This is a genomic window from Streptomyces sp. JLBJ103 (assembly GCF_058215575.1).
This window is the reverse complement of record NZ_CM177089.1, coordinates 2058167-2076076: the sequence shown is the minus strand read 5'-3', so window position 1 is coordinate 2076076 and position 17910 is coordinate 2058167. Positions and strand designations below refer to the sequence as shown.

General features: G+C 68.8%; 11 protein-coding genes. 8 read left to right on the top strand and 3 right to left on the bottom strand.

All coding sequences use genetic code 11. From position 1 onward, the window contains the following. Nucleotides 1–55: 55 nt before the first annotated feature. Entirely contained in the window at nt 56–856 is an 801-nt protein-coding gene (locus tag AC4BEG_RS08830; protein ID WP_490705346.1) for a hypothetical protein, read from the bottom strand. Next, nucleotides 856–2202 (bottom strand): type VII secretion protein EccE, encoded by a 1347-nt coding sequence (eccE, locus tag AC4BEG_RS08825; protein WP_490705345.1) that lies wholly within the window; start codon nt 2200–2202, stop codon nt 856–858. Before eccE ends, AC4BEG_RS08830 begins: the two co-directional genes overlap by 1 nt. Nucleotides 2203–2384: 182 nt before the next feature. Between eccE and eccB the strand changes: the two genes are divergently transcribed. The 6 genes from eccB (at nt 2385) to AC4BEG_RS08795 (ending at nt 9727) form a co-directional block, all read left to right on the top strand. After that, entirely contained in the window at nt 2385–3953 is a 1569-nt protein-coding gene (gene eccB, locus AC4BEG_RS08820) for a type VII secretion protein EccB (protein ID WP_490705344.1), read from the top strand. 13 nt (nt 3954–3966) lie between these two features. Then, nucleotides 3967–5247 (top strand): type VII secretion-associated serine protease mycosin, encoded by a 1281-nt coding sequence (mycP, locus tag AC4BEG_RS08815; RefSeq protein ID WP_490705343.1) that lies wholly within the window; start codon nt 3967–3969, stop codon nt 5245–5247. Between the two features lie 171 nt (nt 5248–5418). After that, nucleotides 5419–5892, top strand: coding sequence for a DUF2563 family protein (locus AC4BEG_RS08810; RefSeq protein WP_490705342.1), 474 nt, complete (start codon nt 5419–5421; stop codon nt 5890–5892). 1765 nt (nt 5893–7657) lie between these two features. After that, a complete protein-coding gene (locus tag AC4BEG_RS08805) occupies nt 7658–8842 on the top strand; it encodes a S8 family serine peptidase (RefSeq protein ID WP_490707028.1) in 1185 nt (394 codons plus the stop codon). Nucleotides 8843–8959: 117 nt separating this feature from the next. Continuing rightward, entirely contained in the window at nt 8960–9334 is a 375-nt protein-coding gene (locus tag AC4BEG_RS08800; protein WP_490705341.1) for a WXG100 family type VII secretion target, read from the top strand. A gap of 81 nt (nt 9335–9415) precedes the next feature. After that, a complete protein-coding gene (locus AC4BEG_RS08795) occupies nt 9416–9727 on the top strand; it encodes a WXG100 family type VII secretion target (protein ID WP_490705340.1) in 312 nt (103 codons plus the stop codon). 175 nt (nt 9728–9902) lie between these two features. On the opposite strand, the gene eccCa is transcribed toward AC4BEG_RS08795, so the two are convergent. Next, on the bottom strand, nt 9903–13865 hold the full coding sequence (gene eccCa / locus AC4BEG_RS08790) for a type VII secretion protein EccCa (RefSeq protein ID WP_490705339.1): 3963 nt from the start codon (nt 13863–13865) through the stop codon (nt 9903–9905). Between the two features lie 174 nt (nt 13866–14039). Between eccCa and eccD the strand changes: the two genes are divergently transcribed. Next, nucleotides 14040–15506: a type VII secretion integral membrane protein EccD gene (gene eccD, locus AC4BEG_RS08785; RefSeq protein ID WP_490705338.1), complete on the top strand. Its 1467-nt coding sequence runs from the start codon at nt 14040–14042 to the stop codon at nt 15504–15506. A gap of 39 nt (nt 15507–15545) precedes the next feature. Continuing rightward, nucleotides 15546–17909, top strand: a complete 2364-nt coding sequence (locus AC4BEG_RS08780) for an outer membrane protein assembly factor BamB family protein (protein WP_490705337.1) — start codon at nt 15546–15548, stop codon at nt 17907–17909. The last annotated feature ends 1 nt before the right edge of the window (nt 17910 follow it).

Below are 17910 nucleotides of genomic sequence, written 5' to 3'. Positions count from 1 at the left end.
GGCAATCGAACACGGAGAACCACTGGGGAGAAACGCACGGTGAACCGACGCGAGGTCAGTCCATCCGGCGCGGCCCGCCCAGCAACCCCGTCTCCACATCGGTGGGATGCGTGGCCACATACAGCCGTGAGCGGCGGTTGCACCACAGCGTGACCCCGTCCGGCAGGGTGGACAGCGACTCGACGTCCGTGGTCGGCAGGCCCATGATCTTCCCGACCTGAGTGGCCTCGTCGGGGGAGACCCGCTGGATGCCGACCAGATCGGCGTTCTCCATCAGCCGCGGCGCGACCGGGCTCAGATAGGGCAGCAGCGTCAGCACCGACTGCCAGGGCGCCGCGGACACCCGGCCGCGCGGCGGCCGCATTCCCGCGTCCCGGATCACCAGTACCGGGCTGCCGATCGACGCGCCCTGCGGCGGCACCCGGCCCACGTCATGGAGGGTGATGCTCTGGTGGCCGCCGTTGGCCGCCTGGGTCAGCGCGGTCCACATCTGACGGCGGCCGGTCTCGACGGTGACGCGCGCGCCGGTGGCCACCGCGCGCAACCCGATGACCTGTGCCGTCCACAATCCGCCGACCAGCAGGATGTTGAACGGCGTGGGGCGGTGCAGACCGAGCACCGCGGGTTGGTCGCGGGCGCCTACGCCGATCACCACCCCGTCGTCACCGATCGGCAGCGCCAGCGCTTCGAACTGCTCCGGGGAGAGCTCATGCGGCTGCCGTCGGGGGCCGATCAGCCCGAAGCCGCGCCGCATCCTGCGCGGTGCGGGTGCGACGGCGGGATCGCCCGCTCCGCCGGGGGCGGGAGCGGGGGCCGGGGCGGGGGCTCGGTAGGGGGCGGTCGTCGGCGTGGCCATCAGTGGGTCCCTCCCAGGGGCAGAGTGGCGAGGACTCCGGGCACCTGCTCGCGATCCAGCCGTACGAGCCCGACCCGCACCCCCCGCGCGGTGCGCTGCAACTCCCGCCGGATCTCCACCAGTTCATCGGCGCTGCGGCCGGTGATCCGCACATGTCCGCTCACCGTCGGAGCGTGCCGCCCGCCCTGGGTGCCGCCGCGGCGCAGGGTGAGGGTCAGGGTCGTGGCCAGTGCGGGCAGCGAGGTCAGCAGTGCGGCCAACTGCGGAAGCGGGGCGGCGCTCGGCCCCATCTGCGGCCAGCGGCCCACCCAGTAGGTGGTGTGCCAGCGGTCGTCGCACCGCCAGGTGCGGGAGGTCTCCACGGTGCGCCGGGACAGGGTGTTGGTCTGCCGGGCCTGGGCGGTAGCCACCGGATTGACGCTTGCGGCCGTGGAGATGGCCGCGGTCAGCGCCTCCTCCGTCAGCAGCGTCACCCCGAAACCGGCCCCCTGCAACCGGCTCGCGAGCTGGTCGGCCGTACGCAGCACACACCGCTGCGCACCCTCCAGACCGCCACCGCGCGCCTCCACGGCCTCCGGGCACAGCTCCGGATCGAACTTCAGCGCCACCCAGGTCAGCCGGGTGGACGGCGCGCCGGTGTTCTCCTGCAACGGCCCGTAGTTGCGCACCGCCACCGCCTGCGCGGGCAGATGGGGCGCGGGCGCGGTCATGGCGTGCTGGACGACCTGCACCGACTCCAGCAGGATCCCGTCCACGTCCAGGGCGTCGCGCAGCAGCGCGAGCGGCAGCGGACGCTGGGCGCGCTGCGGGCGCAGCGGCGCGTCCACCGCCTCCACCTGGATGACGGCGGTCAGAAAGGTGCCGTCCCCGACCATGCCCACCGCGCGGCGCTCACGGTCGGTGTAGGTGTACGTCCGCAGGGCGGGCTCGCATTCGACGACGGGCGTGAAGCCCGGGTCGATGCCCGCGTCGACCGGCTGCGACGCCTGCCGCCGACGCCTGCGCAGCGCCAGGGCCGTGGCCAGCCACTCCGGGATCGCCTGCTGATGGCGCCTCACCACGGCCAGCAGGATCAGCGCCACGGCCACGACCGCCGCCGGGACCAGCATCAGTTCATCGATGGTCCATGCCACCAGCGTGACCGCCGCGGCCACCTCGATGAGCACGAGCTGTTGCAGCCGCAGCGGACCCAGGCTGCCGGGGCGAGGCAGCGGGCGCGGGGTCACCGAACTCGGCGCGGCCCCCGCGGCCGGGGAAGCCGGAGCGGGGGCCGGGCCACCGGGTCCGCTCGGTGTGCGCCGGCCGGACGCGCTCCTCGCGGTACGTGTGCGCGTTGCGGCAGCCATCCCCGTCAGCCCCTTACAGTCCGAAACCCGCCCCAACGGCCCGGTCGTTGGTCTTCCCTACCAGTGTCCCCGAGCACCATGAGTCAATTGACTACCGGCATAGTAGAGGGTCGGTACGAGACCGGGTCCGAGGGCAGGCCACCTGACTACCGAGGCCGAAAAGCGGGGAGAAGCGGCTAAACATGGCATCACGGCGGGATGAACTCAACGCCTATATCTTTGCGAAGAAGCGGACAGTCGCCGCGTTCTTGCAACCCACACCGAGCGGCACCGAGGAGGGCGCTCCGCGCCCGCTGCGCGCGGTGCTCCCCGGGGTGGTGGTCGGGGCCCTGATCCTCGCGGGATTCGGCGCCTGGGGCATGTTCAAGCCGGTGGCACCCAAGGGCTGGGACGACGTCGCCTCGCACGTGGTCGTCGGCAGCGACTCGACCACCCGCTACGTCGTGCTCAAGACCGACGGGAAGGTCCAGCTCCACCCGGTCCTCAACTTCGCCTCCGCCAAACTGCTGCTCGACCCCGAGAAGTCGAGCATCGTCAAGGTGAAGGAATCGGAACTCGACAACGGGCATATCCCGCGCGGCCCGACCATCGGCATTCCCTACGCCCCGGACCGGTTGCCCTCGGCCGAGGAGGCGAAGAAGCAGATGGAGTGGGCGGTCTGCGAACAGCCGGGCGGAAACGGGAAAACCACACAGAAAGCGGTCTTCCTCTTCTCCGACCGCGACCCGAAGCTGAAGAAGCTGCACGGCTCGCAGGCGCTGCACAGCGGTCAGGCCCTCTATGTGGAGGACAAACAGGGCGCGCGCTACCTCGTCGACCCGAAGGGCACCAAGTACCTCATCGGTGGCCCCAACCTTCAGAAGACCTCCCCGAGGACCTACAGCCTCCTGCTGCGCACCGTCTTCCATGATGGCGAGAAGCCGCAGCGGGTGACGAACGACTGGCTGGCCACCTTCCGGGACGGCAAGCCCATCACCTTCCCGGACATCCCCGGCACTGTCGGTGCCAACGCCGGAGTGCCCAGCCTCGGGAAGGCCAACAAGGTCGGCATGGTCCTCGAGACCTCGACCGGCAACGGAAAGCAGCACTATGTGGTGCTCAAGGGCAAGGTGGAACGCATCTCGCAGTTCGTCGCCAAATTGCTGCTCGCCAGCGATGACTTGGGCGACCTGGGGCAGAAGAACCGTCCGGAGCAGGTGCGCCCCTCCTCCTTCGTCTCGGACGAGGAGGAGTTCTACGGCGACGATTACAACTGGCCCGACGAAATTCCTGCCCAGGCCAATTCCGTCGACCCGGAACTGGGCAGCAGCGCGCGCGACACCAGTTGCAGCGTTCTGCGCGGAGTCAGCGGGAAGGGCGACCCCAAGACGGCCACCTGGGCCGGCCGTGATTTCCCGGCCACCATTCCGGACGGTGCCACCAGCGCCTATGTCACCCCCGGCTCCGGCGTTCTCTACCGTCAGGTCCAGGGCCACCAGGTCAATAACGGTTCGGTGTTCCTGGTGACCGACACCGGTCTGCGCTACGCCGTCCAGTCCAACAACGACAGCGATGCCCGCAAGTCGAAGATCGGCGCTGAACCGGACGACAAGTCCACTGCCAACGCGGCCCAGCAGAACCCCGAGGAGGCCAAGCAGCGGCTCGGCTACAAGGAGGTGACCCCGGTGCCGGTACCCGACACCTGGTCCGAGTTCCTCCCCCGTGGGCCGCGGCTGGACAAGAACAGCGCCCGGCAGCCGCAGGGGTCCTGAGGTCATGCGGATCATGAGGAATCCCCAGCGCGGGTCGCGCATCACCCGATCCCTGGCTCTGTCGGCCGCGGCCTCCCTCACGGCACTCTCCGCCGCGAGCGGGCCCCTTTCGCCGTCCCCGGCCGCGGTCATGTCCCTGGCGGGCAACGGCCAGTGCACCTATCCCGCCAAGCCCATCAAGGGCACCCCCTGGTCGCTCCAGCGGGTTGTGCTCGACCAGCTGTGGCAGGACACCAAGGGCAAGGAGAAGAACGGCCGTCCGGTGAAGGTCGCCGTCATCGACACGGGTGTGGACAACACCAACGAGCAGCTGAAGGACGCCGTCGACACCAAACTCGGCACGGAGGTCCTGGACACGCGCAAGAAGAAGAAAGACCGCATGGAGAAGGGGAAAAAGGGCAACGGCACCGACGACCTGGTCGGCCACGGCACCAAGGTCGCGGGCATCATCGCCGCCCGTCCCCACCCGGACACCGGATTCGTCGGTATCGCCCCCGAGGCGAGGATCATTCCGATTCGCCAGAACGACGAAAAGGGATCCGGTACGACCGACACCATGGCCACCTCCATCGACAAAGCGGTCCATGCGGGCGCCCGCGTCATCAATATCTCCCAGGACACCGTCAAACCGCTCCGGGCCAACAACAAGCTTCAGCAGGCCGTCCGGAATGCGCTGAACGCCAATGTCGTCGTGGTCGCTTCCGCCGGCAACGACGGCGTCGACGGAAAGCTGCGGGAGACCTATCCCGCGGCCTACGACGGCGTCCTGGCCGTGGGCGCCTCGGACCGCAACAACGAGCGCGCGGCCTTCTCGCAGTCCGGTGACTTCGTCGATGTGGCCGCCCCCGGCGTCGAAATGGTCTCCACCGTCCCCAAGGGCGGCCAATGCGTCGACAACGGCACCAGCTTCTCCGCCCCCTACGTTGCGGGCGTCGCCGCACTGATCCGGGCAAAGCATCCCGACTGGAAGCAGAACGAGGTCGTGGCCCAGATCGAGCAGACCGCCGAGCGTTCCATCAACGGCCATGACTCACGGGTCGGTTGGGGTGTGGTCGACCCGGTCCGTGCCCTCACCGACGACGGTGAGGCCATCAACCACGTCACCCTCGACAAGGACCCCGCCGCGAACGTCGACTCCCCGGACGCGGCTCCGTTGACGGTCGGTGAGACCCCCCAGGAGCGCAAGGAACGCCTGGCCACGTACGCCCTCGGCGGCGCCCTGGTCCTCGTCACGGTCATCGCGGGGCTCGCGACCGTGCTCAACGAGCGGAGGCGTCGCCGGGCGGCGAAATAGGTATGCGTACTCAGGTCAGAGTGTGGTGTCCTCGGTAACGTGCACCGGGGCCGTGGGCTGTTACGGAACTGTCGAGTGAACTGCACTACTTGGGAGTTGGGGTGTCCACGCCGAGTGGCTAGAGTGGTGTAGGACATCGTTGGTGTCATACGGGGTACGGGGAGGAACAGCGTGAGGCCACTTGATCCGGGGTCTGTGCCTGAGACGCCATTCGGCAAGAGGCTGGTCGCGAGCTCGGAGAAGCTCACCAAGCTGCACAAGCGGATCGAGAAGGTCCTGACCGACCTTGACCAGACTCCTGCCTCGAGCAAGGAGATTTCACAGCAGGCCATCACCCGGGACGTCTACGGCTCGGGTCAAGAATTCAAATCGTCCGACGCCCTGGCCAACCTGTACGAGAAGATCCACACTGATCTGACCACCATGTGGAAGACCTTCGGGGATCAGGTCGAAGCGTTCGGTCTGATGGCCCTTGTCTGTGACGACCGTTACGGCGGCATAGACGCCGAACAGGCCCGTCGTCTGCACGAGATCCAGACACAGACGAGGGAGCACTACCGCGATCCCGAAACGGCGAAGCAGCACAACCGCGGTGGGCATGGCGGTGGGCACGGCAGTGACCAAGCCAGCGGCGACGCGACGTGAGGGGGAAGAAGTAGATGGCTAAGGGTGATTTCGAAGGCCTCACCAAGGCAGACCTCTTCAACATGATCGCCAGCGCGAATCCGACCCGGCTGTGGGACGTGGGGACGGCGCTGCAGGCCACTCACACTCCCCTCTTCGAGCTTGCCGAGGAGCTTAGGGCTCACGTCGAACGGGCGGACTGGGAGGGCGAGGGCGCGACGGCGTTCCAGAACTGGGGCAGGGAACTCGCCAACCAGACATTCATCATGGCCGAGTACGCCAAGAACGTCGGCCATTGGATGAGCGAAGCCGGTACAGGTCTGTCGGACGCCAAGCGCGACATCGACTCGCCGGGGAAGGTCGGCGTGGGTCTGTCGACGAAAGAGAAGGCGGCGGTTGAGGACGAGCGTCAAGACGCGCTCAGAGCGATGGCCAGGCTGGACTCGCACTACGAGGCTGCTCACACGGAGATGGGGAAGCTCGAGAAGCCGAACTTTCCGTTGTTGCCGCCTGCGGCCGTCGGGCGTGGCGATGGCGAGGCGCCTTCAGGCGTCGCCCCCGCTTCGGCTGCCGCCTCCCCGGATGGAGGGGTGACCGCTTCTCCGAAGTCCTTTGCCAGTGCTCCCCACTCGTCTGACGGTGGGAGCGCCACGCCGATCAGTCACCCGGGTGTCGGTACTGATGGAGAGGTCGGCTCGGGCGTCGGTGCGACCGCTCCTCCGGCGACGGGCACGAACATCGACTCCACCGCACCGCCCATCGATCCCATCGACCGACCGACCTTGCCCACGGCACCGCCCGTCGGACCGGAGCAGCGCACCACCGGCCCAGGCCCGTTCCCCGGCCCAGGCCCGTTCCCCGTCCCTGGCCCCGTGGTGCCGGGAACTACCCGCGCCATTCCCCCAGGGACCACCCGCGCCATCCCTCCGGGGGCCAGTCGCATGCCAAACGTTCCTCCGACTCTGCGCGGAGGGCCCCCGCCTGGCCCCGTGGGGCGGCCTATCGGAACGCCCCCGGGACCGACGACGGGTCGGCCGCTGATCCCACCGCGTAACGGACCTCAGGACGGCATCACCAGTCTGTCCCGTCCGCCGCGCGGCCCTGTTTCCCGGCTTCCGCAGGCCCCCGTGGTCGGTGAAGAGCGCCCTCTCATGGGGCGAAACCTGACAGGTGGGGGATACCACCCGCTACACACCAACCCGACCACCCCCGGTCCCAACGGCTCGGGCCGACGCCTGGCCTCCGAGCGCGGTGGCATGGTCGACCGCCCGAACGGGAAGGGGCCGGCGAACGGTCAGCGCCTGCCGCGGACCACGGTTGTGGGCGAAGAGCGCGGTATGCCGGTGCGTGGCCCCATGGGGACGGGGTCCCATCCGATCACCGGAGGCCCGAACGGTCCCGGTGGCACTGGTGCCCGGCGGGTTTCTTCGGAACCGGGTGGGGTGACCGGCAGCCCACGCGCAACAGGCAAGGGGCGGTCCGAGTTCACTCCTGGGGGAACGGGCCTGGTACGCAATGCCCAGACCCCGGGAACGATTCCGCCCCGCGGCGGAGCCACTCACCCTGGTGACCGGCAGGACCAGAACGGAACCAGGCCCGACTACCTTCAGGAAGATGAAGAGACGTGGACCGCAGGGCGGCGCGACACCGTCCCGCCGGTCATCGACTGACGCGTCAGCCGCAGGTGCAAGGCCGAGGAGAGCACTCACATATGCCATTTCGGAACTATGGAGCGCGTCAGCGTTCCTTGTCGGCTCTCGCATTGCTGGGAGCCGGTCTTGTGGCGATGAGCGGTCTTGCACCTGTGGCAATCGCGGAGGACATCAGGTCCCAGCAGTGGTACTTGGAGGCCATGCAGGCCGAGCAGATGTGGAAGGTGAGCAAGGGGAAGGGGGTTACCGTTGCTGTCATCGACGGGGGGGTCAACGGATCTCTCCCGGAACTGCGTGGTCAGCTGCTGAAGGGAACTGATGCCGCGCGCAAGGCCACGGATCCTCATCAGGACCCTGATGGGCACGGGTCGAACATGGCAGGGATCATCGCGGGTACCGGAGCGGGCGGCGGCATCCAGGGCCTGGCACCCGAGGCCAAGATTCTTCCGATTAAAGCCCTGCGGATCGATATGCAGGTAGAATCTGCTGGATCGGTGCAGGCAAAGGCCATTCGCTACGCAGTTGATCACGGTGCCCGGGTTCTGAACATGTCGATCGGAGCCGAGGGGATTCCTGAATACTTCACCAAGACCCAGGCTGCGGTGAACTACGCTCTCCAGAAGGGGAGCTTGATTTTCGCATCAACAGGCAACGACAGGGAAGGGAAGAACCTCCTGTCGTATCCCGCCGCGCTTACCGGCGTTGTGGGTGTTGGTGCCATTGACAAGAACGGCAAGGCTACCAAGTTCTCAACGAGCAACGGCAGTGTGTCATTGGTAGCCGTCGGGAACGACATCGCAGAGCGCTGTACAAAATCCCAAGGCATCTGCAAGGGACGCGGCACCAGCCAAGCTACGGCCATCGCCTCCGCCTCCGCCGCTCTCATCTGGGCCAAGCACCCCAACTGGACCAACAACCAGGTCCTCCGGGTCATGATGCAGACCGCGGCGAAGCCCAAGTCCGGACCCATTCCGAGTGATTACATCGGATACGGCTCCGTTCGCCCCCGAAAGGTACTTCTCGACGGCGAGGGCGACCCAGGCCCCGCCAACACCAATCCGTTGCTCGCTCGCGAGGGCGCGACGAAACCAAATCCCTCCTCTTCTGCGTCTAAGTCTCCAGACGCTGGATCACAGAAGCAGTCTCCCGGCTCGGACTCGGGCAAGGAGCAAGCCCAGAAGCCCGATAAGGAGACCAAGGCAAGCAACGGCGACGATGGTGGCAACCTCACGTTGTGGATCGCTTTGGGAGCCGGTGTCGCCGTTGTGGTCGGTGGTGCGGTCGCCTTCGCCGTAATGAGGCGCCGTGGTGCCCTATGACGGCGTGGGTGAAAGACGAGGGGTTGCCAGTTCGGCCTACGGTAAGTAGGAATTCAGTGGTGAGTTGAAGCAAGACCCCATCCCAACTCACCAACACATCATGGGGGAAGGTGGAACATGTCGGGCACTCAGAGGATAAGCGACGCAGCTTTCAAGAAGTTCGAAACCGACCTCGGTCTTGTCAGCGAAGGCCTCTCCGCGAACCTGCGCACCCTGATCAACGCCGTCGCCACAGTCGAGTCGGCTTGGACGGGTCAGGCTGGCATGAAATTCAGGGAGAAGCAGACCTCTCTGAACGAGGACCACGAGGCATTGCGCCAGTTGATCGTCCAGATTCACGAAGCGGTGGCGCTCACCCACCGGTCCAGTGGCGCGAACGATGATGAGATCGCTGCCCAGTTGAGCCAGATCGACGTCAATGGTGCCGACAAGGGTGGCCACCTCGGTCGCGGTGCGGACGGTCTGGCCCACAGCAAGGTCGACGCGTTCTGATCCGGCCGGGCGCGACACGGGCGCCCGGCGCGGACATATGGCTTCGGCATGACCAAAACTTCACCAGGAATGGGGGCATAAATGTCCGGCGACCCGATGGACATCAAGGTCACATACGCTTCGCTCGAGGACACCGCCGGTGACATCGAGCGGGGTGCGGCGGCGGTGCGCAGGCAGATTGAGGACATCGTGGCCGCGGTCAAGAAGGTGACCGCCGGCTGGGAGGGCGAGGCCCACCAGATGATGTTGGCGGCCGAGAAGCAGTTCAACGTTCGAGCCAACCACATCGAGACCACGCTGAAGGACGTCGCACACAAGGTCCGCAAGGGCAAGATGGACTACCACACCACGGACAAGAAGAACGCGAACCTCTTCCAAGACATCTCGTTCTGAACGATGGCGCCACCGCGAATGGGGTGGACGACCGGTCACGGTCGTCCACCCCATTCGCCTTTCGCGTCCTGTGGGGTGCCCGTTCCGTTCACCCCAGTCCCACACGGGCTTCCCCTACCTCCCTTTGCCAGGGGCCAGGGAGGTAGGGGAGGAACAGCCCTCGTGACGAGGCGGCTTACTGGTCAGGCAGCCAGCCGAGCTGAGTCAGCGGAATCCCGCGCTTACGGGAGACGAAGAAACCGCGGCCCGGCGGCATGGGCCGGGGCCGGACTCCACCCAGAATGTCGCCTTCACCCGGGTCACCGGACAACACCACACCCTGGGCGCCGAGTTCCTTCACTCGCTGCATGAACGACTCGAACATCGAACGCGAGGAACCGGCGGAGTTGCGGGCGATGATGAACCGCATTCCCACATCGCGTGCGAACGGGAGATTCTCCGTGAGCACGGCCAGCGGATTGCCGCTGCTGGTGGAGACCAGCTCGTAGTCGTCGATGATCACGAAGAACTGGGGACCGCTCCACCAGCTGCGGTCGCGCAGCTGCTGCGGGGTGATGTCCGGCTTCGGGGCCCGTCGCTCCATCAGCCCGTTCAGCGCGTTGGCGTGGAGCTCCAGGGCCGAGGCGATCGGCGCGTACTCCAGCAGATGCGAGTCCGGGATGGCCCCGAGCAGCGAACGGCGGTAGTCGCCGACCACGATCTTGGCCTCGTCCGAGCTGTAGCGCTCGGTGATCTGCTTCACGATCAGACGCAGCAGCGCGGTCTTGCCCGACTCACTCTCACCGAAGACCAGGAAGAAGGGGTCGGTTTCGAAGTCGACGAAGACAGGCTCGAGGTTGGTCTCGTCGATACCGATGGCGATGCCGTGCTGCGGCTGCTCGAATCCCTTGGGGAGTTCGTCCGCGCGCAGCCTGCGCGGCAGCAGCCGGACCCGGGGGGCCTGCGGGCCGGACCAGGCGGCGCCCGCCGCCCGTACCAGCTCGGCCGTCGCGTCCGTCATCGTCTCGGGGTCGTTGCCCCCGTCGATCCGCGGCTGGGCGCCCATGAAGTGGAGCCTCTCCGGGAGCTGCCCGCGACCGGGGACGCCCACCGGCACGTTCGCGGCGACCTTGCGGTCGAACTCGGAGTCCATCGTGTCACCGAGCCGCATCTCGAGCCGGTTGAGCAGCTGGTCCTTCAGGGACGCGCGGACCTCCATGTTGCGGGAGGCGGTGACGATGATGTGGACGCCGTAGCCCAGACCGCGTCCGGCGATGTCGGTGACCACACCGTCCAGGATGTCGTACTCGGAGCGGAAGTTGGCCCAGCCGTCGACGATCAGGAAGACATCGCCCCAGCCCTGGTCGGCGTGGAGCCCGTTGGCCCGCTGGCGGCGGTAGGTGGCGATGGAGTCGATGTTCTGAGAGCGGAAGTACTCCTCACGACGAGCCAGAATCCCGGCCACCTCGGCGACCGTCCGCCGCACCTTCTCCGGGTCCAGTCGCGAGGCCACCCCGCCCACATGCGGCAGATCGGCGACGGCGCTCATACCGCCACCACCGAAGTCGAGCCCGTAGAACTGGACTTCGGCCGGGGTGTGGGTGAGCGCGAAGGACGCGATCAGGGTGCGCATCAGCGTGGACTTGCCGGACTGCGGACCGCCGACGACGAGCATATGGCCCGCGGCGCCGGAGAAGTCGCGGTAGAGGATGTCACGCCGCTGCTCGAAGGGCTTGTCGATGAGGCCGAGCGGTACGACCAGACCGCCGGGCCGGGCGTAGTCCGCCGACTGGAGTCCGCGCTCGGCCGAGGGCGCCAGCGACGGCAGCAGCTCGTCCAGCGACGGGGCCTTGTCCAGCGGCGGCAGCCACACCTGGTGCGCGGGCTGTCCCTGGCCCTCCAGTCGGCCCACGATGACATCCAGGACCGTCTCGGCCAGCGCGTCGTCCTCGTCCGTCCGGGCCGAGGCAGAGGCCAGCAGGGCCGCCGGGTCCGGGGCGGCGTAGCTGACCGGCACCGGCGCGGCCGTGAAGAGCACCGGCTTGCGTTCGATGGGCAGCTCCGCGGTTCCCTCGGTGGTCGGGGCGCCGGTGCGGTACGTCCCGGAGACGTACGCCGCCTTGAAGCGCGTCATCTCGTCCGTGCCGAACTTCAGATACCCCGAACCCGGGACGGACGGCAGATGGTAGGCGTCCGGTACCCCCAGGACGGTGCGGGACTCCGCCGCGGAGAACGTCCGCAGACCGATCCGGTACGACAGATAGGTCTCCAGACCGCGCAGCCGCCCCTCCTCCAGCCGCTGTGAGGCCAGCAGCAGATGCACAGCCAGCGAACGGCCGATCCGGCCGATCTGGATGAACATGTCGATGAAGTCCGGCTTCGCGGTCAGCAGCTCACTGAACTCATCGATCACCAGGACCAGCGAGGCCAGCGGCTCCAGCGGGGCACCGGCCGCCCGCGCCTTCTCGTAGTCGTGGACGTTGGCGTAGTTGCCCGCCGAGCGCAGCAGCTCCTGGCGGCGCTGGAGTTCACCGGTGATCGAGTCGCGCATACGGTCGACCAGCGTCAGGTCGTCGGCCAGGTTGGTGATGACCGCGGCGACATGCGGCAGTTCGGACATCCCGGCGAAGGTCGCACCACCCTTGAAGTCCGCCAGGACGAAGTTCAGGGTCTCCGAGGAGTGGGTGACCGCCAGCCCCAGCACCAGGGTTCGCATCAGCTCGGACTTGCCCGAACCCGTGGCGCCCACGCACAGACCGTGCGGGCCCATGCCCTCCTGGGCCGCTTCCTTCAGGTCCAGCATGACCGGCGAGCCGTCCTCGGAGATTCCGATCGGCACCCGCAGCCGCTCGGCAAGGGAACGTGGCCGCCAGGTCCGCGACACATCGACCGAACCGGCGTCGCCGAGGCCCAGCAGATCGGTGAAGTCGAGGTTGGCCAGCAGGGGTTCGTCATCGTCGCCGACACCCATGCGCAGCGGGGCGAGCTGCCGCGCCAGCGCCTCGGCAGCCTCCCTGGACAGCGTGTCCGGTACCCCTTCGTACTCCGCGACCTGCGAGAGCAGTTGCAGCTTGCCCGGCCGGACCACGACCGACAGACCGCCGCGCAGCTCCTCCAGCTCGCCCGGCACCACCTCGATGACGGTCACACCCTGAAGGCCCTCGGCCGACGCCAACGCCGAGTCCGGCGGCACCATGCCGCCGTCGAGGACGACCACCAGATGCGGCTGGTCCAAGGCGGGCTGGGCGTCCCGGCTGAACCGGGTACGGCCCTCGAGCCGCGGCTTGAGCAGCTCCTCCAGCTCGGCCAGCGAATCGCCGAACAGCCGCCGGGAGCCCGCCCCGTCGACCGTGCCCGTCAGCTGCACATGCGGCAGCCACTTGGTCCACTCCCACTGCTCCGCCGAGCCGCGCGCGGCGACCACCGCGATGACCAGGTCCTCCGGCGAGTGGAGCGTGGCCAGCTGGGCGACCAGCGCCCGCGCCGTCCCGTGCACATGCTCCGGCACCCCGGAGACGGTGAGGTGGTAGAAGGCGCGCAGCGACACCGCCATCGGCATACCGTCCAGCGAGCCCTGAGCCGCCAGGAACTGCTGCATCGCGCCCGCCGTCAGCGGCTCGAGGTCCTCGATGGTGGCCGTGTCGGGGGCGATCAGGGGCGTGGCGAGCTGCTGCGCCCCGAGCCCGATCCGCACCTGGCCGAAGTCCTCGTCGCTCAGCCGCCGTTCCCACACCCGGCTGCCCTCGGCCACCACCGACCACAGCTGGTCGGGGGAGGGGTGGAGGTAGTACTGCGCGCTGCGCTGCAACCGGGCCGTCTTCCGCACCGTCCGGCGGGTTTGCGCGAGGTACTTGAGGTAGTCGCGGCGGGTGTCGGCCATCTGGCCCTGTGAACCCCGCCGGTACCGCATGATCATCGCCACGGTCATGCCGAGCGTGGAGAACATCATCATCACGCCCATGATCTTCATCATGGGAGCGGCGCCCGGCATGAAGAAATAGACCATCGACGAGCCCATGCCGAGGGTCGGCAACAGCTGCATCAGGATGCCCTCTTGTTGCCCGCGCGGCAGTTCCGGGGGCGGTTCGAGGCGGAGTTCCTCGGTCGGCACCTCGGGCGGCAGAGCCCGTGGCTGGCGCTTGACGACGACCTGGCTCACCGAATCCCTCATCCCTCCACGCGGCAGGGACAGTTCTCGTCCGGCACCCCCGTGGCGACGGCCTCCCTCCGCGAGACAGCGATCCTATCGACGTATCGGTGTGATGACCCGGGTAGGGTGGCCGCCGCGCGCATCATTGAGCGAGGCAGAAGACCGAACGAGGGGGCCCCGAAAGTGAGTACGTCCGCTACGACCGGTTTCTGCAGAGTCACTGTTGTCGCGCCCGACAGCCGCATCGACGTCGCGCTCCCCGAGGACGTCCCCGTCGCCGACGTCTGCCCCGAGATCCTCCGGCTGACCGGTCAGACCCAGCCCGCGGGCGCGCCCACCGGATACCACCTGGTGCGGCGCAACGGCACGGTGCTCGACGGTTCGCGCTCGCTCGTCGCCCAGCAGGTGCTGGACGGGGAGCTGTTGTCCCTGCGTCCGTTCGCCGAGTCGCTGCCGCCCGCCGTCTACGACGACGTCTCCGACGCCATCGCCTCCGCCGTCACCCGGGACCGCACCCTGTGGCGGGACGGCTTCCTGCGCGCCGCGGGCCTGGCCGGCGGCTCCTTCCTGCTGGTCCTCATGGGCTTCGTGCTCTGGTTCGCCGACCCGATGCGGCACGACATGCACGGGCTGCCGGGCATCATCGCGGGTTCGGTGGGCCTGCTGCTGACCGCCCTCGCGGGCGTGCGGGCGCGGGTCTACGACGACCGTGCCTCCGCCGTCGCGCTCGGCCTCGGCGCCCTTCCGCATCTGATGATCGCGGGTTCCGGCCTGCTGGCCCTGGACAAGGGCGAGGGCGTCGGCCGTCTTCAGTTCCTGCTGGGCTGCGCCACCGTGCTCATCGCCTCCGTCGCCCTGGTCGCCGCCATGCCACGGGGTGACGCCCCGTTCGTCGCGGCCGTGTTCGCCTCGAGCGTCGGCACACTGGCCACCTTCTGCGCGATCCTCACCGAGGCCGGCCCCGCCGACACCGCCGCGGTCTGCTCCGTCGTGGCCATCGGCGCCATCGCCTTCCTGCCCGGTCTGTCGGCGCGCGTCGCCCGTCTCCCCATCGGCTACGCCCCACCCCATGCGGCGGCCGACGAGAGCCTGGACCCCACTACCCCGCCTGCCGCCGAGCCGCTGGACGCCGAGCGGGTGGCCACCCAGGCGCGCCGGGGCCACGAGATGCTGCTCGGCCTGGTCGGCGGCTGCTCCGCCGTCGTCGTGGGTTCCTCCGCCGTCCTCGGCTTCTCCGACAGCATGTGGGGCCAGCTGCTGGCGCTCGCCGGGGGGCTCGCGATGCTGCTGCGCGCCCGGCTCTTCCGCTACACCGCGCAGGTCGCCTCGGTCCTGGGCGCGGGTCTGGTCTCCCTCGGTCTGCTGGTGCTCGGGCTGTCGCTGAACCCGCCCGCCGACGCGGTCCTGAAGCTGATCACCGAGAACGACCGGGGTCCGCTCGACGTACGGACGATCTGGCTGGCCGCGGCCGTGACGGCGGGGGCAGCTCTGCTCGTCGCCATCGCCCTGATCGTTCCACGGGTCGGTGTCTCCCCCTTCTGGGGACGTCTGTCGGACCTGGCCGAGAGTGCCTTCCTGCTCTCCCTGGTGCCGCTGTGCCTGGCGGTGCTGGACGTCTACTCCTCCGCACGGAGCATGACCAGTGGCTGACACGGGACTCGGCCTGCCCGGTCGAGGCGGGGCGCGTGTGTGGAACCGCTGACCACGGACGATCCGCGGCGGCTCGGCCCCTACCACCTCATTGCGAGGCTGACCCAGGGGACGGGCGAGGTCACAGTGACGGCCCGGCAGTTCGTCGCGCGCAGCGCGGGCGGCACCAGGACGGTCGTGCTCACCACACCGCTGTCGGAGGCCGCCGACGACCCGGCCCATCGCGGCCGCTTCCTGGCGGAGGCGGAACGGGCCCGTCTGCTGGCCGACAGCCAGCCGCCCGACCGGCTCGCTCCGGTCGTGGAACTGGCGGGCGACCTCGCCGAGCCACCGTGGAGTGCTTCCCCATACCTGCCCATGCTGCCGCTGCCGGCCGCACTGGAGGCACACGGTGGTCCGTTGCCGGCTGCCACCGTGCGCGCACTTGGTGCCGCCCTGGCCGAGACGCTGGCAGGGATTCATGCCACCGGCGCATCCCACGCGGGAATCGCGCCGGACACCGTGTTCGTGGCGGGGGACGGGCCGCGCCTCGCCGGATTCGGCACCGTGCGAGTAGCGGGACCGGACGGTGAAATACGGGCGGACCTGCCGGGGGTGGCCCTCGCCGTACTGCCGCCGGAGCAGCTTTCGGGCGGGCGGCCGCGCCCCTTAGGCGATGTCTTCTCGCTGGGCGCCGTTCTGGCGTACGCGGCGACGGGGCGACTGGGGTCCGACGTCGACACGCTGCCCGAGGAACTGAGGGACACTCTGGGCGCCTGCCTCGCACCCGACCCGGCGGACAGGCCGACGGCTCAGGCACTGCTGGACGAATTGGCTCGCGGTCTTCCGTCGCCGGTGAACACACCGCCTGTGTTCTCGGGGCCGGATGCGGCGGACGTTGGCGTACCCGGGAGCTTGCCCGGAGCCGGCATGCTTCCCGCGGGCTGGAGCGCGACCGTACGGGACAGCGGCGGGGTGAGCCCGGCCGCGGCGCTGCTGGGGCCGGGCTGGCTGCCGGGGCGAGTGATCGCCGCACTGTCGGCACAGTCCTCGGCGGTGCTGGACGCGGAGGTCGACACCGGGCAGATGCCTTGCGCGCAATCCGCGGACGGGCTCGAGACGCTTGGCAATGGTGGGGAGCCGCCGCGGTCCGCCGAACCATTGCCGTCCACCGGACCCGCCTCATCCACCGGGCCGTCGCGGCGCGGACTTCTCGTCGGCGCCGTCTGCGGCACCGCGGGGGTCGCGGTGGGCGCCGGAGCCATCTGGACCGCGACGGCGCCCGATGACCTCCCTCCCCCTACCCGTGCCGAGCGCCTCGCCGCTGCCCATCGCTCTCGCCGCCGCATCGAGGGAGCGCCGCCCCAGCCTCGTTGGCGGCACGATGTCACGGGCGGGGCACCCGCGTACGCCCCCCTCGTCTGGCGGGACCAGGTCGTGGTCCTGACGGGGAAGACGGTGGTCCACGGGATCGATCTGCGTACCGGCAAACGGCTGTGGACACATGACGGGCTCCGCCCCGCCGGAGCGCCTTGGACCATTGACGCGGAGACGCTGTTCGTCCCGGGCGACGGACTGGTGGCGCTGGACGCGCTGACCGGCCGGGTGCGCTGGCGCAGCAAGGACTACCGACGCGGCGCTCAGGCCCTGCTCGGGCACGTATTGGCGGTGGACCGGTCCACAGTCTGGTTCACCGTGACGATCGGCGGAGGAAGCGGCGGCGACCGTCATGCCGCGGTCGCCTTCGATGTCGGCACGCGCCGAGAGGTATGGCGTCGCACTCTGCCCGGCGCATTCACCGACGGACATCTGCTGAAGGACGCGCTGGTCGTCATGGACAGCGGCAGCCAAAGCGGTAGACAGGCCATCGCGTTTGCCCGTGAGAGCGGGAAACGGCTCTGGCAACGGGCGTATCAGGGCGTGGGGACGGAAGGGTTTGTCACCAGCGACGGAAACAGCACGCTGATCGCGGCCGTCGCCAGCACCCTGCGGGGCTTCGACCCGGTCCACGGCAGCCGGAGCGCGTGGTCCCTCCGGTCGCTCGGGAAGGACGCCAAGGGCCATCTCGCGGACTTCGGCCTGCCATACGTTCATGGGAAGACGGCGTACGTCGCCGACGGCGGTTACGCGCTGCACGCCGTTGAGGCCCGAACCGGAACGGTCCGCTGGCAACGTGCCTACGGCTTCGTGATGAAGATGGCGGTGGCGCCGGACACTCCCGATACGCTGGTGAGTCCGTCGGGGCGGAGGGTGCTCATGGCCGGCGACGCCGAGGTGGACGTCTTCGACGCGGCGGACGGCTCCCTGCTGTGGCGCTTCATGGACGTCGGCGAGGGAGGGGCGCGGCGACGCACGGTGGCGCTCACGGACGACACGGTGGTCGTGGTGAATGGGCGCGGCGTCTACGCGCTGCCCATGGACTAGG